This is a genomic window from Evansella sp. AB-rgal1 (assembly GCF_041820985.1).
Taxonomy (GTDB): Bacteria; Bacillota; Bacilli; order Bacillales; family Salisediminibacteriaceae; genus Evansella.
This window is the reverse complement of the sequence record NZ_JBGUAU010000014.1, coordinates 1-17,271: the sequence shown is the minus strand read 5'-3', so window position 1 is coordinate 17,271 and position 17,271 is coordinate 1. Positions and strand designations below refer to the sequence as shown.

Genomic DNA, 17,271 nt, shown 5'->3' with positions numbered 1-17,271 from the left:
TTCCTTAATAGTTCACCCATTTTTTCTGTCCAAACCACTGTATTGCAGTAATAATGAGCAAGGTCAGTAGTAGGAACATAGATATGGCAGATGCATAGCCTGAACGTAGATTAACAAATGCCTGTTCATATAGGTAATAAACCATTACAGAAGTAGAGTAACTTGGTCCACCTCCAGTTAATACAACAATTAGCTCGAAGGCCTTAAAGCTATAGATGATTCCGGTAATTAGTAAGAAAAATGTTGTTGGAGATAACATCGGTAACGTAATAAATTTAAATTTTTTCCAAAGGCCTGCTCCATCAATATCTGCAGCCTCGTATAAATCCAAAGGGATATTCTGAAGTGCTGCTAAATAGATAATAAGATTGAACCCAACCGAAGACCAGACACTAATAATGATTACCGAAACTAAAGCCCACTTTGTATCTGCTAGCCATCGCGGTGGGTTATCGATTCCAATTGCCATGAGAAATTCGTTAACAGGTCCATATGATGGATGAAATAATAGCTGGAAAACAATCGCAATAGCAACAATACTGGAAATGTAAGGGATAAAGTACACTATTTTAAAGTAAGCTTTGAAATACACATGTTTATTAATAACGATTGATAGAAATAATGCCAGTGCCATCGTAAGAGGAACCGAAAATATTAACCATATATTATTCTGAACAGATTTAATAAATAATTCATCGCTTGCTAGCCTTTTGTAGTTTTCTACCCCTACGAAATTCAAATCTCCTATTCCTCGAATAAAAACCCAATCTGTAAAACTAACAATCAAGGCTGCGATAATTGGTAGAATTACTAAAATAGTAGTTCCCAATAACATAGGACCAATAAATAAATACCCAGCAAATGTTTCTTTTGTTTTTAGTTTATAACTCCACTTTTTTGGATTATTTGGTTTTAAAGAAGACCCTAATTGTTGTTTTTTCGGTTCTGTTACTGGGTCCATGAATCTCACTCCCCACATATAATTAGTTAGTAATTATAGTTTACAAAATAATGTATGCGTTTACATGGAACTATTTTGTTCAAAGATACAAATATTTTGACTATTGCGACGGGGAAGCAGTGGGGAAGCAGTGGGGACGGTTCTCAGTGCTTCCTTCGTTTTCCTAAACGAAATATTCGGAAGAACATCTTCGAGACCCTAAACAGTCCTCTAAATAAAACGAATCAAAAAACAAACTATTTATATCTCAGCTTCGTCTATATAATAGGAATAACTTCGACACTATTGATAATGTAAAGTTCCGGTAAGAGGGAGAGAGAAAATGAGACTTCAAGAAATCGTCGGCATAGTTAGAGAATATTTTTTTGTAGCATTGGTCGCAGTAATTGCTTTAATGTTTCTATTCTTTATAGGGTACTTTCTTTTTTATCGAATACTATTAAAAGGGAAAAAGGACCTTTCAAAGAAGAATTTGATTTTATGGGGAATGTTTATTGGTTATTTTATCATGGTTATTGGGGTGACCTTTTTAAATCGCGGCTCTGGTTTTCAGGGTGGAACTAACTTCGCCTTATTCAGTTCCTATCGACAAGCTTGGCACAGCTTTAGTTTAAGACATTGGCAGTTTGTTATATTGAATATCATTATGTTTGTGCCATTCGGTATCCTTTTTCCACTATTACATAAACGTTTTCAAAAGGCGATTGTGACAATCGGGGCAGCTGCTTTATTTACCCTTTCAATAGAAAGTCTTCAACTTGTCACGAGATTTGGGAATTTTGTGGTGGATGATCTTTTTAACAATCTACTAGGTGGAATTATTGGATACGGCATATTTATGGGTATTCTTACCATAAGAACGCGGGGGATAAGAAGATCTTGTCTCTATTTTTCCCCACTACTTCTTGTATTTATCCTATTCGGAAGTATGTTTACTTACTATCATTGGAAGGAGTTTGGTAACCTCTCGATCGTACCTAGTCAACGAGCTAATATGACACAGGCCGTTACCACAGTGGATATAGAGCTGAATGAGAGTAGAACCAGCGTACCTGTTTATAAAGCTCCTACTTTTACAAAAGCTACGGCTGAGGAATTTGTTGTAGATTTTTTCGGGAAATTAAATGTTGATCCAACCAACATAGAGGTTATCTCCTATCAGGACGTAGGAATTTATTCGGTTAGTCCTTATAATATTTGGTTTACTTATCTAGATGGAAGTTACCGCTTTACTGATTTTTCAGGTCATTCCGCAAATATGAACCCGAAAGATACCGATGAAGAAACGTTAGTAGAAAACCTGTCGTTATTCGGAATTAAATTACCTCAAGATGCTATGTTTCACCATATAGATACTGGCAATTATGAGTGGACGGTAGATAAAAATGCGATAGGAAATCAGCTCATTGATGGTATTTTAAAAGTTAGTTATTATAACGATGATACAGTGAAGTACATTGACAATGAATTGATAACGTATGACAAAGTAAGGGATGTTCAGATAAAAAGTGAACAAGAAGCTTATGAGGAAATTTTGGATGGGAAGTTTCCATTTTACTTAAACAATCATAGAGTTGAAAGTCTCCACGTCCACCAAGTGGAATTGAGCTATCATTTAGATTCCAAAGGTTATTATCAACCGGTTTATGTCTTCCACAGTACGTTTGATGAACATGAGACCACTATCCTCATACCAGGAATGTAGGGAGGAAGCAGTGGGGACGGTTCTCACTGCTTCCTTCGTTTCGCTAAACGAAATAGTTGCTACCTAAACAAGCCCGAAGACAAATAAAAAAGGAAGCAAAGAGAACCGTCCCCTATGCTTCCACTGGTGTGAATTCATGTACCCAAACTTTCATTTGTGGCTTCCACGGCATCCCTGGGTGAAGAGATAAGATGGCGTTTTTATATTCTTCCACCGTATTATATCCCTCTTGGACAGCTATCTCGTCCGTTAAGTCACCTAACGTTTGTCGATACACTCGTTCTATTTTGAATTCTGTACCTTCAAGAACCATGATTTCTCCAGGATCCGCGTACCTACCATTCCTTCTTTGTGCTGTCTTTGTACCCGCTAGTACCTTCTGGATATCTTCTGGTTTCGTAACCATTCGATCCACTTCACATGTTTTTGGTGGTAAAACTTCTTCTTTATCCATACTTTCATCCCCTCTTTCCTATCACATTGTACACTAAACTTATCTTTAAAGTAACTCTTATAGTTATGTCTAATAGTTCCCGTTTTTCAGGAAAAAAATAAGCTGAATTGGCGTAATTGGACGCAGCTATTTATAAATACCCTCTCTTTTACAATAAAATTCATATCCAAAATATCCTAATAAATAGCCTATTCCAGCTCCAAAACTAATTGTATAAAGGAAAGATATCTGGAACAGCATACCAAAAACGACACCGATAGAACAACCAAAAATCAATCCCAATGGTATGAAACTATCTAGTAAAACTTGAGCGTTTTTTGATTTTTTCTTCCCTTGATTTTCTCGGTACTGCTTATGTTTGAGCCTTGTAATTACGAAAACAACAATCACTCCCACAAATACAAGGGGCGCAATTGCCATGAAAAACTCCATGTTAGAGTCTCCTTTCACTTTATTAAACTATTATTATACTGACCCTTTGTCTTGAATAATCTGTTTATTCTTTTTATATTTGCTTAAAAAAGTGGTTAGGTAGTAAACTAAAATCATGAATAAAAAGGTCATCGTAAAAACATACTTATAATCTAGTTCTCGATTTAATATTATATCATTGAGTACTACAAAAAAACTGTAAGAAAAGAATACACTATTGAATGCATTGCGATATGCTTTAAGCTTTATGTTATTTGAATGGTTGCTATTGGTTTGCAAACGAATCTTCCCCCATAAGTTAACTTCTATTTCTGGAACTTCCTACTGCTAGTTTCTGAACAAACTCTTTCCTAATTTTAACATAGGAACTAAATCGATTTCTCAAATAAATTCGACCTATCCAATCTTTTCTCTTATTTTTCGAATAACGGTTTCATAAAACGCCAATTGGTGAGGTACAAATTTATCCCTTCCTACCTTCTCATCAATCAGAATTTGTTCCCCATCTTTTTGTATAGTAAATCCAGTTACTTGGATTTTCTCTGTTTCTCCGGACCAAAGTTTTATAAAATCATTAAATGCAACCTTCACGATTCCCGAAACTTCTTCTTCTTGAAGAGTAAAATCGTCAAAGGATTTGTTGCTTTTATATAAAAATACATTCGCTAATTCCCTATCAATAAAGCTTTCTTTTTCCACGCAATAATCAATGATTCCCAATGGTACTAACTCTCTAAAAGAAATATCAATCCCGACTTCCTCCTTAATCTCTCTCACACCATCTTCCACTGTTTCATTAGCCAACAAGTGACCAGCAGCAGTAATATCAAAAAGATTTGGATAGTCCTTTTTCGTATCACTGCGAAGTTGAAAATACAGAAAGTTCGTATCATCTTCCTTACTAACAAACCAGCAATGAAATGTTTCATGCCAATATCCATGTCTATGTACTTCTTCACGCGTAGCAATACCTATTTGATTTCTATCTTTATCAAAAATCTTAAACTGTTCGTTTTCCATGAAATTACCCCTCAGAAATGTTACTATTGCCTTGACGTTGTTCTTTAACGAACATTATCTTTAGGAAAATAAAGCATAAGTTCGATTGGTAAAACATCAATCGTTAATTTTAGAACAAAATTCCCCTCCATAAAATAGTGTTTTATACAAATTTCCTAGTCCAATCCCTAAATATCCACCAAGTTCAGGAATAGTAGTCTTATCTAAGTTAAGCCATTTATAATGATAAACCCATCCATTATCTTCATCCTCACTATGAACAACCACAGTGAATTGATCCTTACAAGTTTCTATTGATAAATGAAAGTAGTGACGAGTAATATTTGCTTTTTTCTTCGCTAGAAAGTACTTGTGTTCCCCAAGATACGAAATAATTTTTACATCCGTAAGGTCTGCCTCCTCATGAATTTCTCTCAGTAAGCATTCCTCTATTTCTTCATCTAGCTCTAAAGTACCACCTGGAACTTGGAGTCCATACGATTCCACACCCTCTTCTAGCATTGTAAGTAATTGGATTTGTTCATCTTTTATGCGTGTTATATAAGCAGTGACTTTAGTTAAATTACTTGTTGTCTTCACTCATTGATCCAACCTTTCCTTTGTTTATTGCACGTTGAAGTTAGCCACTTTATGTAAAATGAAGCAGAGAGAACCGTCCCCGCTGCTTCCTAAAAGGCGCCTGATCCTCCTCCGCCTCCTCCTGCTCCTGAGCCACCGCCACTAAAGCTTCCTCCCGAACTGCTAGTATCAGCAGTTGTTGTGCTTTGTGCTGACTGGAAGTTAGTTGAGGCAGCTCCTGCAACGATAATCCATGTTGGATCTAGTCCATATGCTGTATGCGGATCAGCTTGGTTATGATATCTTGTTCTGGCGTCCGAAGTTTTAAATTCATTGATCAAAGACTCGTTTTTCTTTTTCAAGTTTTGAGCATTTACTCCTAAACCATATATGAAGGCACGCATTTTATCATCTTCCGAAAACTTAAGCCATTGATCCGAAGAAAGCCTTGGAAATTCACTCTTAAATCGTTGCCACTCTAACATTATTTTTGCACCCACCCATGTTTTCGGATGATAACTAAGCGCAAATGTGATGATTACCAAACACAAACCTAAGGCTACCGCAAATAGTACCCATAAATCATAGAACGCAAGCGCGATCCCAACTGGCACTAATAGTATACTTAAGGTAGCAAAGAGACCTAGAAACTTCCCTTTCGTTTCATATAAATCCCAATCCTTCAGCTCCATCCCTACCGCTTTCATCCAAGCAGAATGACCCATCTGATATTTACTGTGATTTGATTTCACTTTCGTATAAGCTTGTAAGTCAGCAAAGCTGAATGTACCGTCTTGCCCTATATCATCAAATAGCCATCTAACCAATTTTTCCTCGTGGTTAAGGAGTCCATCCCGTTTCACTAGTTGAAACTGATCATCACCTATTTTTTCCACATAACCTTGGCGAACTAGATCTAACAAAGCCGCTGCGATCGTTTCTGGACGCACCTGCTTATAATTGGTGAAATATATTGTTGCTGGCATCGATAGCTTCTGGTTCGGCAATAAATCTTCCTGAGATATTTCCTGCATTATCGCACGTCGTTTCCCTTTAGCTTTCATCCATGCCGTTAAAACGAAAACGAGAAAGACAATCCCAAATCCGGAAATAATCATTCCACCAATGTTCCCTAAGAAATCTCTTCTCTCCCCCCAAGCAATGGCGTTATCCACTAACGTTTGCTTGTCATTCACTATCTCCAACCTCATATTTTTGTGAGAAGTAACCTCTGCTAAAGGAAATAGAGACGCATCATATGCAACACGAATGTCACCATTTCGTCCACTTGGAACCCTTCCTAACTGAAACTGAACATGTCCTTCCTCACGAACTCTTTCTTTTTCGAAAGCCTCATCATATCCAAATGCAATAACATCCGATGTAGCAATCGGTGGGAAAACATTGATAATCAAGTTTTCATACGTCGATTCATTGTTACGATCAAAAAATGACCAATAAAATTCCGCCACGTCGGAATACTTGTTCACACCGTTCACAATCTCGTAAACGAGACTCACGTTGATGACTTCATCTTTTCCACTACGGTGAATTCGATACTCTGTTTCATTTGTTTCCACCAATAGGGATCTATTACCTTCATATGCCAGAAATCCGTGAATCTCTGTATCTACGTTTGGAATTATCTCCCGAATAATACCATTAAACTCACCGTTAAAGGAATAAGTATGTCGCTCTTCCACATTCACATTTCCATTTTCCTGTAAGTAGGCATTTATTTCTACATTCGTTATTTTATAATCAACCGCAAATACCTTTTCAGGAATAAAAAATAGAAATAGAAGCAGGATGAACACACCAGTAAATTTCTTCCACATATTATCACAGCCTTTCCTCTGAAAAAACAAACGAAAACTCATTTCCTATCTTTACGGCTTTAGCATGGAAAAAGTTTCAACCAATTATCTCTACGATGGAAGCAGGAGAACCGTCCCTAATGCTTCCAATACAATTTAGGTGCTACTGGTAACGCCCCCCTCATATCTATCTATAAGGAATACATAAAAAGGGGGAGAACTGAGTTGAAGAATGTGAAAGTGAATTTACACCCCATTGTTAGTGATATAAATTTACCTACTGTGTTGAAAACAGCTTTGCTTCCTGGGGATTCTTCCGAAAGTGTATTTATTGCAACACAGGTAGGCGAGGTCTTATCCATTCGAAATGGAGTTGCAAGAACGTTTTTAGACATTCGCCACCGAGTGATACAACTTGGCTCTAAAGGTGGATACGATGAACGGGGATTGGTTGGCTTGGCGTTTCATCCCGCGTTTTCTCAAAATGGTCTGTTCTATCTTCATTATTCTGTGGTTGGTACACAGGGTCCTGGCGCTCTTTCGGATTCCTATGAGCCTGATCCTTGTGATCCAACCTCTCTATCTTTAAAGTGGAAAAATAGAGAAACGCAATTTGACCATATTGATACGGTAGAAGAATGGGTGTTGTCATCCAATGGGAAGCCACAAAAACGCCGGACACTATTGAACTTACGAAGACCATTTTTCAATCATAACGGAGTCAATAGCTTAACCTTTTCACCTGAAACAGGAAAACTAGTATTAACAAACGGAGATGGTGGGTCTGGATTTGACCCATTTGATTTATGCCAAGACCTCATGGAAATAGCAGGAAAAATCATAGAAATAGATGTGAGTAAGGATACATTTATCGATGATCTACCGGCAGTCTCCCGTTTTGACGAACTTCCTATATCTGTTCAAGAAACGCTAACCGTTATCGTCATCGGCGTTCGAAATGCACCTGGCATTTGTTTTCAACAGAAGAATAATCGATATATTAAATATGTTGGCCAAGTGGGTCAAGAGCTAGTAGAGTCGATTTTTTCCTTTACCGATTATAAGCCAATATCAGTGAAGGAAATTGTGGTGGACAACGAGAAGAAGTCGAAAACGAATCATGATGGATTAATTAACTTAGGTTGGCGAGGTTGGGAAGGGGATTTTCCTTCTCCGATTCTAAGAGATTGCCCTGATAATTCTGATGTAGAAGAGAAGGTTATTGCTTTTTACAATGATGCCGTAATCACTTCTACGAAACGGATACGGCCGCTCCTGAATTATTTTCATGAGGACCCTCGTCCAGATAAGTTTCGAGGTACAGCACTTACAGGCGTGCAAGCCTATGTGGGCAGTAGAATTCCAGAGTTACAAGGAAGTGTGGTGTTTATCGACTTTGCTAAAAAGGATGAATCAAAGGAGCAAACAAAAGGGGCGCTTGCTTATTCAAAAGTAAGAATGGATGGTCAACCTCATGATTTTTCTGTCATAGAACCTGTCTATGATTTTGGCTCTGAAGATGCTTATTATGTTAGTTTAGGAACGGATCGAAATCAAAGAAGATTATTTTTGGGGGCTTATGGCTCTTCGAAAGTGGCGGATTATAATAAAGGTACCGTTTTTGAAATTGTGCCTTGATTATTTGTGTGAAAAGTTGGACCTACTAGATAAGAGAACACGGAAAAAGATCGTCTTTCCTTTTTCTGTGCTCTCTATACAACTTGATTTATTTTTTAATGGGATCTTGCATGAAATGAGGTAATTATCTTGAAAGAAATAAGTAAGGCTAGGTTTGTTAGTGTTGGGGGGATGTTAACAACAATCGCTGTTATTTTCCAATCAGCACCAGTATTTTTCCCTGTTGTCGGGTTGGTATTCAGTCCATTTAGTACTCTACCAATTGCATTAGCTGCTTTTTTAAATATTCCACTTGGAGTTTCTGTTTATGTAGCTTCTGCATTGATCCTGGCTTTCATTTATATACAAGAAGCAATCATTCTCGTTTTCACCACTGGCCTACTCGGACTATCAATCGGAACATTCCTTTATCGAAAAGGAATGGTTCTTTCTATCTTTTTTTCTAGTATCCTATTAACACTGGGAATGCTATTGTTAACGTATTTCCTTGGTGTTGCGGTGTTTGGAGACGCAACAACTTCCGCACGAATCCCACTCACCATTTTCCTGTTTTTCGCCTTTTCCCTTATGTATGCGGGCATCTGGAGTATCTGTCTTAAAAAATTTATCCATTATCTTTTAAGGGTTAAAGCGTTGGGAAATATGGTATAAAGAAAGGTTCCTGTACCCTAGCACGTTTGTCAGTAGGAACAGGAACTCTTTGTTTTTTTAATCAACAACTTAATACCTCCATCATCATTTTTTCGCAACAAGGTGAATCAATAATGCAATAACAAGAGACAACTAAATAATGATGGTTATAATTAAGGCGGTTATTATTCCTAAATCACTAGATACATTCAAGATGACACTGATTACATTCCACAAAACGATAAAAATAATAGACGTTATAAGAAAATAACTAATTACCGCACTCAAATTTACTCCCTCCTTCTTTTTTCAAATTCCAATTCATACTACATCAGTAGCAAACGCGACTTTGGGTACATAAACAAACCTGATTGCCTCGAATGCGGTTGATTAGTTAAAGAACAATCTATAGAGAAAATAAGCAACGATAATCAAAACTAATATGATAATCTTAGGTAGACACCCACTCTCTGCTAATGTACCTGGTTCCCCAGTCATCGAACGGTTCACACCATCGGCGAAGTTCCCCATTGGATTATTACTCTTTTCTTTCATCTCTAACCTCTGTCGCTCCTCTCTCTTCACCTGACTCCTCCTTTTCCTTTTATTTTTCAAAAAACTAGTAATATAGCTACGTTTGCTACGTGGTCTCTAATTCTAACAAGTAAACCTATATATCAAGAAATATCTCCCCATAGAAGTTTATCTTTTTTTAAATGGTTTTCAGTGCCTTATTTCATTACATCTAGTTATATGTCTAAAACCCCTTCTTTTTTTGAAAAGGAAGCAGCGAGAACCGTCCCCGGTGCTTGCAACGGGGGATATTGGGTCATTTCTATCAATACCTAAAGAACCTGTTAGGTAGAATGCTAGAACTTAATTAAAAAATAGCCCGTATTGTAGGAGTTATCCTTTACAATGCGGGCTATTTTAGCTAGCTATCTGTTTTTATTCATTTAGAATCTATGTTATTCGGCTAGGATTACACTATCGATTCCATTATCTGTAAAAGGAAGCAGCGAGAACCGTCCCCGCTGCTTCATGTTTCTTTCTGTTTACCACGAGCCTTATAAATAATTTTTCTTATACTGTCCATAGATAAGCAGTATCTCTTCTCTAACTCTTCAAAGGAGCTCCCTTGTAAATAAAATCGGTATATCTCTTCGTTTCTCTGTTTAATTATTTGACGTGAACCGGTGTTTTCGCCCCAACCAGCTCGCTGATTCTCTTTTTTAGGAACATAAATAAGCTCACCTTGGATATAATTCTGTAGCTCCTTCAACAGGTGATGGGGAAGCACCTCTTTCCCGTTTTTGTATTCCATTGACGTCCTCCTTAGTAAATGCCAGGTTGCCGTATCCATTACTAATTACCTCGTCCATTTGAAACACCCCTCTCCTGTTTGATAGATTGTTACCAATTTATAGTTAAATTGTATAATAAAAAAAGGTAGACATCTAGATAAATATGTTAGAAAACAATAAATGAGGCCACCAAAGTGGCCCCACCTATTCTACAGATTCTACAGATTTCCGCCTAAGCAGAAATCACCTCGTTAGGATTGATCATTTCAATCTGCCCCCCTTCAAAGAAATTATCGGCCGATATCTATATTAACTCATATATCCCCTTTCCAGAAAAGGGAAAAAACAATTATAGTTATTTGCTACCGCCGATTAATAATACCCTTTCCCATTGTTGAAGATACAACCAGAATACCAAACCACCTTGACTTCACTAACTCTTTTCAACTTATGAATTGATTATCATTCTTTTGTAACCTAAGGTTCTTATTTTCAGCTCAACACTTTCGTTGTGTTCCACCAGTTTTTTTTCTTTACAATTTCATACAAGGATTACAAACTTCCCACTCTTCTCTTAAAATCCCCATACGAATGGAATCGTAGTAATTGCCATCATAGAAACGTACTTTTCTAATTCGAGCTTCCATTTGCATTCCCAATTTCTCTCCAACTCGAATCATCCTTTCATTGCCAGACCAAGTTGTTAAACCAACTCTCTCAAGGGGGAATGAATGAAACACGTGATTCATCCATAGTTTAAGAGAACGAGTTCCTATTCCCTTATTCCAGTTTTGAGCTTCGTGTATAACAATACCTAATTCCAACCATATAGATTGTTCATCTTCAAAGTAATAAGAAACAACCCCACATACAACTTCATATACCGAAATAACCCACATATTCTCTTTCCCAACCCATGCCGATGAGGTTTCCATAAATTTTTCAAATGGGATGGATGTATGAGGGAAGTAGGGAGCATCCCATTTCTTCCATTCTGGTGAATCTTCCTTATAGATTAGTTCCCATAGTTTCGTTAAATCTCGCTCTTCAATTGGACGAATAATTAATTCATTATCTGTATACATACAAATCCCCTTTTCAATAATTATGGTAAAAAGCTTTGATTGAAAAGAAGATTAAATCCCGTTTACTTTTCAATCACCTTGTTGAATTGTATATGTTTCATCTTTCCCCCACCTTTCCCTATAATGATGTGATTGTACCATTTTACCAATAACTGTGGAAGCAGTGAGAACCGTCCCCACTGCATCATGGAAATCAATGGTATAATTAAGTAAGACATTTTACTTCGTATAAAAGTCCGAACAGGAAAGGATGAACAGTTTGAGAGGATTATTAGAGTTAGTAAGGATTATTGTTATTTTTGCTTTTCTTGGAACGCTATTAGGTTTCATTCCTCATGGTATATATTCAACTATCGGTATTGATACGGACAAATATGGATGGTTATATATGCTCGGTATTTTTATCTTTGTCTTTGTTTTATATAGAAACAAACTCCAATTTAGTGGATGGTACAAAGGAAAAGGAAGAGAAAAATTACCAAAAGGGCTCTCGAAAACGTTGATCATAACTGCTATCGTTTTACTTATATCTCCTCCCATCCTTCATTTCTTTTTCAGCTGATGAGAGGTTTCCCCATGACAAAGCAGCTGTGGTACAAAATAATAGATTAAATTCTAATTGGAGGTTTTTATTCAATGGAAGGCATCGGTTTAACAATTCTATTTTTTATTGTTGGTTTATTTATTCTTTACATAGTTATCGAAACAGCAGTGAGAAGAGGAATTAACAGTTCTATAGTCGGTTATCATCTTGAAAAGAAGTACAGGATTAAGGATGAAAAAAAGTCATTTCTTGATGATGATTTAGATAATTGATACCCGTTTCGTTGTGTGTTCCTCCTTTAATAGCCTGAACGTAAAAAATAGTAAGCCAGCGTTTATTATTTGGGTTACCCCATAGATACACATATATCCCATACTGCTGATCTAAAGTGTCATCAAATAGATGAATAGACATGATAGTTGGCACTATGCGAATCACTTCGTTATACATGAATATCCTTCTTCTGTGGCATTTCAATGCGAGATTACATGTAAGCGGATTGTATATATGAAAAGGAGGCTGTATTTTGTTGTTTTTTGACAATGATATTACAATCATACTCGGAATAATGTTAGTAATACTTTTAACATTTTTTCTTTCGAGGTTTTTTCAAGGAAAAATAGCCCTTAGTATTTCTTTCGCTATTGTTTTGTTATTAATTTCTTTTTCTTTTTATCTAGATTATAAGAGTAAGTTTATCACCTTTGATGAATTTGCGTCAGAACAACTCGATGAAAGGAAACTTTGGAGAATGACAATCTGGACCTATGACATCTCATCCGATTTCCCAGAACCGAAATCCCATGCAACTACCTTTGATGAAGAAATCATTCAAAAAGTTCTAGATGACTTTTCGGGTATGGAACTTAAGTTCAATGACGATATGCGACGAGAGTATGAAAAGGAATATTGCATAGAAATTACATCACATAATAGTTTCTCCTTCTACGTGGATGATCACTATTTGAATCAGTATGAAATACTTACAGATACGAATCACTTACAAACGATTCGCTCACTGGTTGAAGGAGATGAACTTAATTGGGAAGAATTTGATTGAATTATTCGTGCTCCAGTGAAGTAATAATGCTGATTTACTTACTTTAATCCCTTAGTAAGTTAAACGTACAAAAAAGACCATCACTCAAGATGGTCTTTTTTGTCTGTTCTTATTTTATTTACTCCGAATAGAATTCTAATTCAGCAACGTTAGCGTGACCGCCATTCGGACTTAAATAGCGAATATAGCGATATGACTCTTCCGTATCTATTGTAGCTACATTCCACCCAGATCTCGGTTGTGAACTGATCGTATATAAATCTACAAATCCTTCTGTTTCGGAAACATTGGATCCCTGGATTTTTCCACCTGTCATTCGACGCTCAAATCCATTTCTTGGGAAGAATCTAACTTCATTAAGAACTACTTCATTTCCTTCCCCTACATCAACACCTGCATATCCACCATTTGCATCTCTAAAGTCAAAGAAGGTAGAAGTGTCTCCATCAAAAGCCTTATCAAATTCTCCACCTGCTGCCCACGGCGGACTTGAACCAAAGAACGTCCCTGATAGTAATTGTAGTTGGTTTGAGATAGTAACAACCATCTCTCCTAAAACACCAGATCCGTCCATCGCTTCCGCAACAACCTTTACCTCTCCATTAAGCCCATCTATATTCCCAGATAACAAGCCTTCTTGAGTGATAGAAGCTACATCAGTTTCAGATCCCTCTAGATCTGTTACGGACCATACTACAGATTGGTTCGCATTAGCAGGCGATACTTCTGCTTGGACTTGCAATGTTCCACGATTTGTATTAATTGACTGTGCTCCACCTGCTCCGTTCACAACGATCTCAGAAACATCATCATAAAGTTCCATTGATATAACTAGATCATCCATTGAGATTACTTCCTTATTGCTATTTTTATAAGAAATATCAGTTACAGCAATATCCGTTTCAAACTCTTCTGTTTCTTTTGCATTCATATTGACCTTAAACAAATCAGGATTATTAAAGAAATGACCTGGTGCCCCCTGAACAACAACACTAAGTTCTCCAGGTTGTTCAGATTCTGTTTTTATTTTCAACTGTCTTACTAACGATTCCACAGAAACAAAATCCACAGTATCTGCATCGTAAGAAAGATTCATTTCAAAAGAGTGAATGTTCTCTCCTTCTCCACTAACTGCATACGTAAGACTAAACGGATCGCCTACTTTTACAGTTTCAGGCCCTGATACAGATAAAACAGGTTCCATTGTTTGAACGGAAATTGTGTCTCTTCCAATAAATGTATCACCAGAGTTCGAAGTGACACTAATTGTTACCTCTACGTCACCCATTTGACTGTCAAGAGCTCGAACAAAATCTCTACGATCTACTTTCGCTTGATAACCGTTGGTTGTTGTAGAAATTTTTCCCTCTACTGTTTTTCCGTTAACTTTCAGTTCCGTTCCCTCTCCTATAACAACGTGACTTGGAGCCTCTACTTCTATCGTAACATTCCCTCGAAGCTTCCCATTAAATGTTCCAGGTTTTACTTCAACCGAAGAAGGTACCACTAAGTTAATGTCCGGTGTTGGCGGTGCCTCCATGCCATGTCCTAGGAAAAATCCAGTATGTGGCGGTTGATTATACGCAACGTTTTGCCAAGCAACTCCTAACCGGTATGTTCGGTCATGCATCAAGGTATAAATTCGATGCTCTGTTACATCTGTAGTAGTATAAATTCGTAATTCTGTGTTATCCGCAGATGGCCAAATAACCTCTTCTCTCCAGTCACCAAATAAATCTGCTTGTAAGGATGGATTTCCTTTTGTCCAGTTATTTGATCTAGTACCTTCTGGAGTGAAAATAGTTACTAACTCTTCATTCTCCCAATCCCACTTATCAATTTTCCCTACTCCATGTGGATCTGTGTTTGGATCAAAATTATGATCTAACAACTCACGAAGTAAATCGCCTGTCCACCATATAGCGTGGTTAATGGATCTTGGTGAAGTTTCTGAGATTACTTCTCCTGTTACTTCATGTAAAGGACTTTGCCCCGTACTTCCATCCCAACTACTAGAAGCCCAAAACTCTGCTCCATCATATCGAGGGTCAATATCAGCAGCCATCCCTCGACCAACATCTGTTCCAGTACGTTGTCCCCATAGTAATTCACCAGTTGCAGCATCTCTAATTCCATACCCTACTGGAGAACCAGAACTTTCATGAACTTGGAATATCTCCATCCCAGGTCTGTTTGGATCTAAATCGGACACATGGTTTGCATCCCCATGGCCCCAACCTGTGGAGTAAAGACCTGTTCCATCATTATCTACCACCATTGCACCGTAGATGATTTCATCTTTTCCATCTCCATCTACATCGGCAACAGCAAGACTGTGGTTCCCTTGACCTGCGTATGCTCCATTTCCTGGCTCGTTACTATCAAACACCCATTCTTCCGATAACTCGCCATCTCTCCAGTTATACGCAGCAAGAACCGTTCTTGTATAATACCCACGTGCCATCACGATACTTGGGCGTTCCCCATCCAAGTAAGCAACACCAGCTAGGAAACGGTCCACACGGTTACCGTATCCATCCCCCCATGAATTCACATTACCACGTGGTGGATAGTAATCGATTGTTTCTAATGCAGCTCCTGTTTTTCCATCGAAAACAGTTAAATATTCTGGACCATCTAAAATATACCCCGAATTGTTACGGTAATCCGCATCTGCATCTCCAATGACATTGCCTTGTCCATCCACCGTTCCATCAGCAGTCTTGAAAACTACTTCTGCTCTTCCGTTACCATCAAAATCGTATACAAGGAACTGTGTATAATGGGCACCTGCACGAATATTCCGTCCAGCATCAATTCTCCATAACAATTCTCCTTCAAGTGTATAAGCATCAATATAAACATTACCTGTATACCCACCACGTGAATTATCCTTTGAATTAGTAGGATCCCATTTTAGAATAATTTCGTAGTTACCATCTCCTGTTACATCACCAACACTCGCATCATTAGCAGTATATTCATAATGTTCACCAGTCGGCGTTACTCCACCTTCAGGTTTTTCAAGAGGGATAGAAAGATATTGTTCTCCCCATACACCGACTTCCTTTGACTCATCTATTTCTTGTCCTCCCAAGACAGCGCTTACAGTATAAGCCGAGTGAATTGTACCCTCATTATCTAAAAAATTTGTGCTTGTTGTAATTGGCTCATCATTCACCTTTTTCCCATCGCGGTAAAGGTTAAATGCGATATCATCTGACTCTGTTCCCAATAAACGCCAGCTTACAAAAACACCATCTTCTGTATTAACAGCTACAACACCACGGTCCAAATATTCCATTTGATATCCACTTAATTCCACATCTGTTTCCGCCGCAGTAGATGTGAGTTGAACTGTGCCTAAGAAAGATAATCCTATAAGAGCTGCACTTGCAACAACAGCGGTTTTCTTTAATCGTTTTTTAAGACGTTTTAGCATGAACCAATCCTCCTAATATTAAGATAAATAATCTACTATTATGCTGCGTATTTTTTTCTCTTTGCATGGAAGTACGGATTCTTGTTTATGAGTCAGATGAAGAGGAAACAGTTATACAGAGCTTAAGAATATTTAGTGATTACTCTCGCAACCTAGTCCGACTCTGTAGTTGATTAGGATTTCATTTAGATGAAATCCAAGAAGCGCGTTACATAGTTTAATAGTAATACAATCACCCTTAATAAAGCTTGTCTACCCTCCTTTAAATAATGATTTTAAGATGTTCATCTTTTTGAAAACGCTGTCAAGCAAGCGCTATAAGAAGGATTTTATCATACAAAATCGACACTGTTTTCCATAAATTAGGATGAAAAGTAATCATTTTCATCATTTATGAAAAATGAATCTCTTGTACCAGGACTTACTTCATCTAATAGAAAGAATCAATGAAATCGATTTTTGATTAATAGGAACAAAGAATGAGAGAATTCACTTAGGTCAAAACTACTGTTTTCACTCTGATCTTAATTTCATAAGAGGAATTCTTACTTAATATCCTGATCTCCACTCAACATTAGTGTCTTTGAGGTAAAAAAAAGAGTGATTACTCCATACAGTAAT

Annotated in this window: 16 protein-coding genes and 1 pseudogene; 6 read left to right on the top strand and 11 right to left on the bottom strand. The window is 37.4% G+C overall.

Annotated features, from left to right (window positions below):
• Window positions 1–4: 4 nt before the first annotated feature.
• Entirely contained in the window at window positions 5–961 is a 957-nt protein-coding gene (locus tag ACERII_RS13125; RefSeq protein ID WP_373642834.1) for a carbohydrate ABC transporter permease, read from the bottom strand.
• Between the two features lie 322 nt (window positions 962–1,283).
• On the opposite strand from ACERII_RS13125, the gene ACERII_RS13120 reads away from it, so the two are divergent.
• Window positions 1,284–2,666 (top strand): VanZ family protein, encoded by a 1,383-nt coding sequence (locus ACERII_RS13120; RefSeq protein ID WP_373642832.1) that lies wholly within the window; start codon window positions 1,284–1,286, stop codon window positions 2,664–2,666.
• Between the two features lie 112 nt (window positions 2,667–2,778).
• On the opposite strand, the gene ACERII_RS13115 is transcribed toward ACERII_RS13120, so the two are convergent.
• The 5 genes from ACERII_RS13115 to ACERII_RS13095 all read right to left on the bottom strand — a co-directional run bounded on the left by ACERII_RS13115 (window position 2,779) and on the right by ACERII_RS13095 (window position 6,968).
• Window positions 2,779–3,120, bottom strand: a complete 342-nt coding sequence (locus tag ACERII_RS13115; protein ID WP_373642830.1) for an ASCH domain-containing protein — start codon at window positions 3,118–3,120, stop codon at window positions 2,779–2,781.
• A 126-nt stretch (window positions 3,121–3,246) separates the two neighbouring features.
• On the bottom strand, window positions 3,247–3,552 hold the full coding sequence (locus ACERII_RS13110) for a hypothetical protein (protein ID WP_373642828.1): 306 nt from the start codon (window positions 3,550–3,552) through the stop codon (window positions 3,247–3,249).
• Between the two features lie 396 nt (window positions 3,553–3,948).
• Window positions 3,949–4,572, bottom strand: coding sequence for an NUDIX hydrolase (locus ACERII_RS13105; protein ID WP_373642827.1), 624 nt, complete (start codon window positions 4,570–4,572; stop codon window positions 3,949–3,951).
• Between the two features lie 96 nt (window positions 4,573–4,668).
• The gene (locus ACERII_RS13100; protein ID WP_373642825.1) at window positions 4,669–5,151 is read right to left on the bottom strand and encodes an NUDIX domain-containing protein; all 483 of its coding nucleotides are present in this window, start codon (window positions 5,149–5,151) and stop codon (window positions 4,669–4,671) included.
• Window positions 5,152–5,240: 89 nt separating this feature from the next.
• Complete coding sequence (locus ACERII_RS13095) at window positions 5,241–6,968, bottom strand: DUF2207 domain-containing protein (RefSeq protein ID WP_373642824.1); 1,728 nt, start codon at window positions 6,966–6,968, stop codon at window positions 5,241–5,243.
• Window positions 6,969–7,172: 204 nt separating this feature from the next.
• Here ACERII_RS13095 and ACERII_RS13090 point away from each other — a divergent pair, with 204 nt between their 5' ends.
• Window positions 7,173–8,585, top strand: a complete 1,413-nt coding sequence (locus tag ACERII_RS13090; RefSeq protein ID WP_373642823.1) for a PQQ-dependent sugar dehydrogenase — start codon at window positions 7,173–7,175, stop codon at window positions 8,583–8,585.
• Window positions 8,586–8,714: 129 nt separating this feature from the next.
• Window positions 8,715–9,236 (top strand): hypothetical protein, encoded by a 522-nt coding sequence (locus tag ACERII_RS13085; RefSeq protein WP_373642822.1) that lies wholly within the window; start codon window positions 8,715–8,717, stop codon window positions 9,234–9,236.
• 132 nt (window positions 9,237–9,368) lie between these two features.
• On the opposite strand, the gene ACERII_RS13080 is transcribed toward ACERII_RS13085, so the two are convergent.
• From ACERII_RS13080 to ACERII_RS13065, 4 genes are all read right to left on the bottom strand, one after another.
• Window positions 9,369–9,503 carry a hypothetical protein gene (locus tag ACERII_RS13080; protein WP_373642819.1) on the bottom strand — a complete coding sequence of 45 codons (135 nt, stop codon included), beginning with the start codon at window positions 9,501–9,503 and terminating at the stop codon, window positions 9,369–9,371.
• 102 nt (window positions 9,504–9,605) lie between these two features.
• Window positions 9,606–9,800 carry a DUF6366 family protein gene (locus tag ACERII_RS13075; protein WP_373642817.1) on the bottom strand — a complete coding sequence of 65 codons (195 nt, stop codon included), beginning with the start codon at window positions 9,798–9,800 and terminating at the stop codon, window positions 9,606–9,608.
• Window positions 9,801–10,254: 454 nt separating this feature from the next.
• Complete coding sequence (locus ACERII_RS13070; RefSeq protein ID WP_373642816.1) at window positions 10,255–10,539, bottom strand: CD3324 family protein; 285 nt, start codon at window positions 10,537–10,539, stop codon at window positions 10,255–10,257.
• 513 nt (window positions 10,540–11,052) lie between these two features.
• Entirely contained in the window at window positions 11,053–11,604 is a 552-nt protein-coding gene (locus tag ACERII_RS13065) for a GNAT family N-acetyltransferase (protein ID WP_373642815.1), read from the bottom strand.
• A gap of 259 nt (window positions 11,605–11,863) precedes the next feature.
• Between ACERII_RS13065 and ACERII_RS13060 the strand changes: the two genes are divergently transcribed.
• The 3 genes from ACERII_RS13060 (at window position 11,864) to ACERII_RS13050 (ending at window position 13,208) form a co-directional block, all read left to right on the top strand.
• Window positions 11,864–12,166: a hypothetical protein gene (locus ACERII_RS13060; RefSeq protein WP_373642814.1), complete on the top strand. Its 303-nt coding sequence runs from the start codon at window positions 11,864–11,866 to the stop codon at window positions 12,164–12,166.
• A gap of 74 nt (window positions 12,167–12,240) precedes the next feature.
• Window positions 12,241–12,420, top strand: a complete 180-nt coding sequence (locus ACERII_RS13055; RefSeq protein WP_373642812.1) for a hypothetical protein — start codon at window positions 12,241–12,243, stop codon at window positions 12,418–12,420.
• 254 nt (window positions 12,421–12,674) lie between these two features.
• Window positions 12,675–13,208 (top strand): hypothetical protein, encoded by a 534-nt coding sequence (locus ACERII_RS13050; protein WP_373642810.1) that lies wholly within the window; start codon window positions 12,675–12,677, stop codon window positions 13,206–13,208.
• 862 nt (window positions 13,209–14,070) lie between these two features.
• Here ACERII_RS13050 and ACERII_RS13040 read toward each other — a convergent pair.
• A pseudogene (locus ACERII_RS13040) lies at window positions 14,071–16,650 on the bottom strand (rhamnogalacturonan lyase family protein); the annotation flags it as partial.
• Window positions 16,651–17,271: the final 621 nt, after the last annotated feature.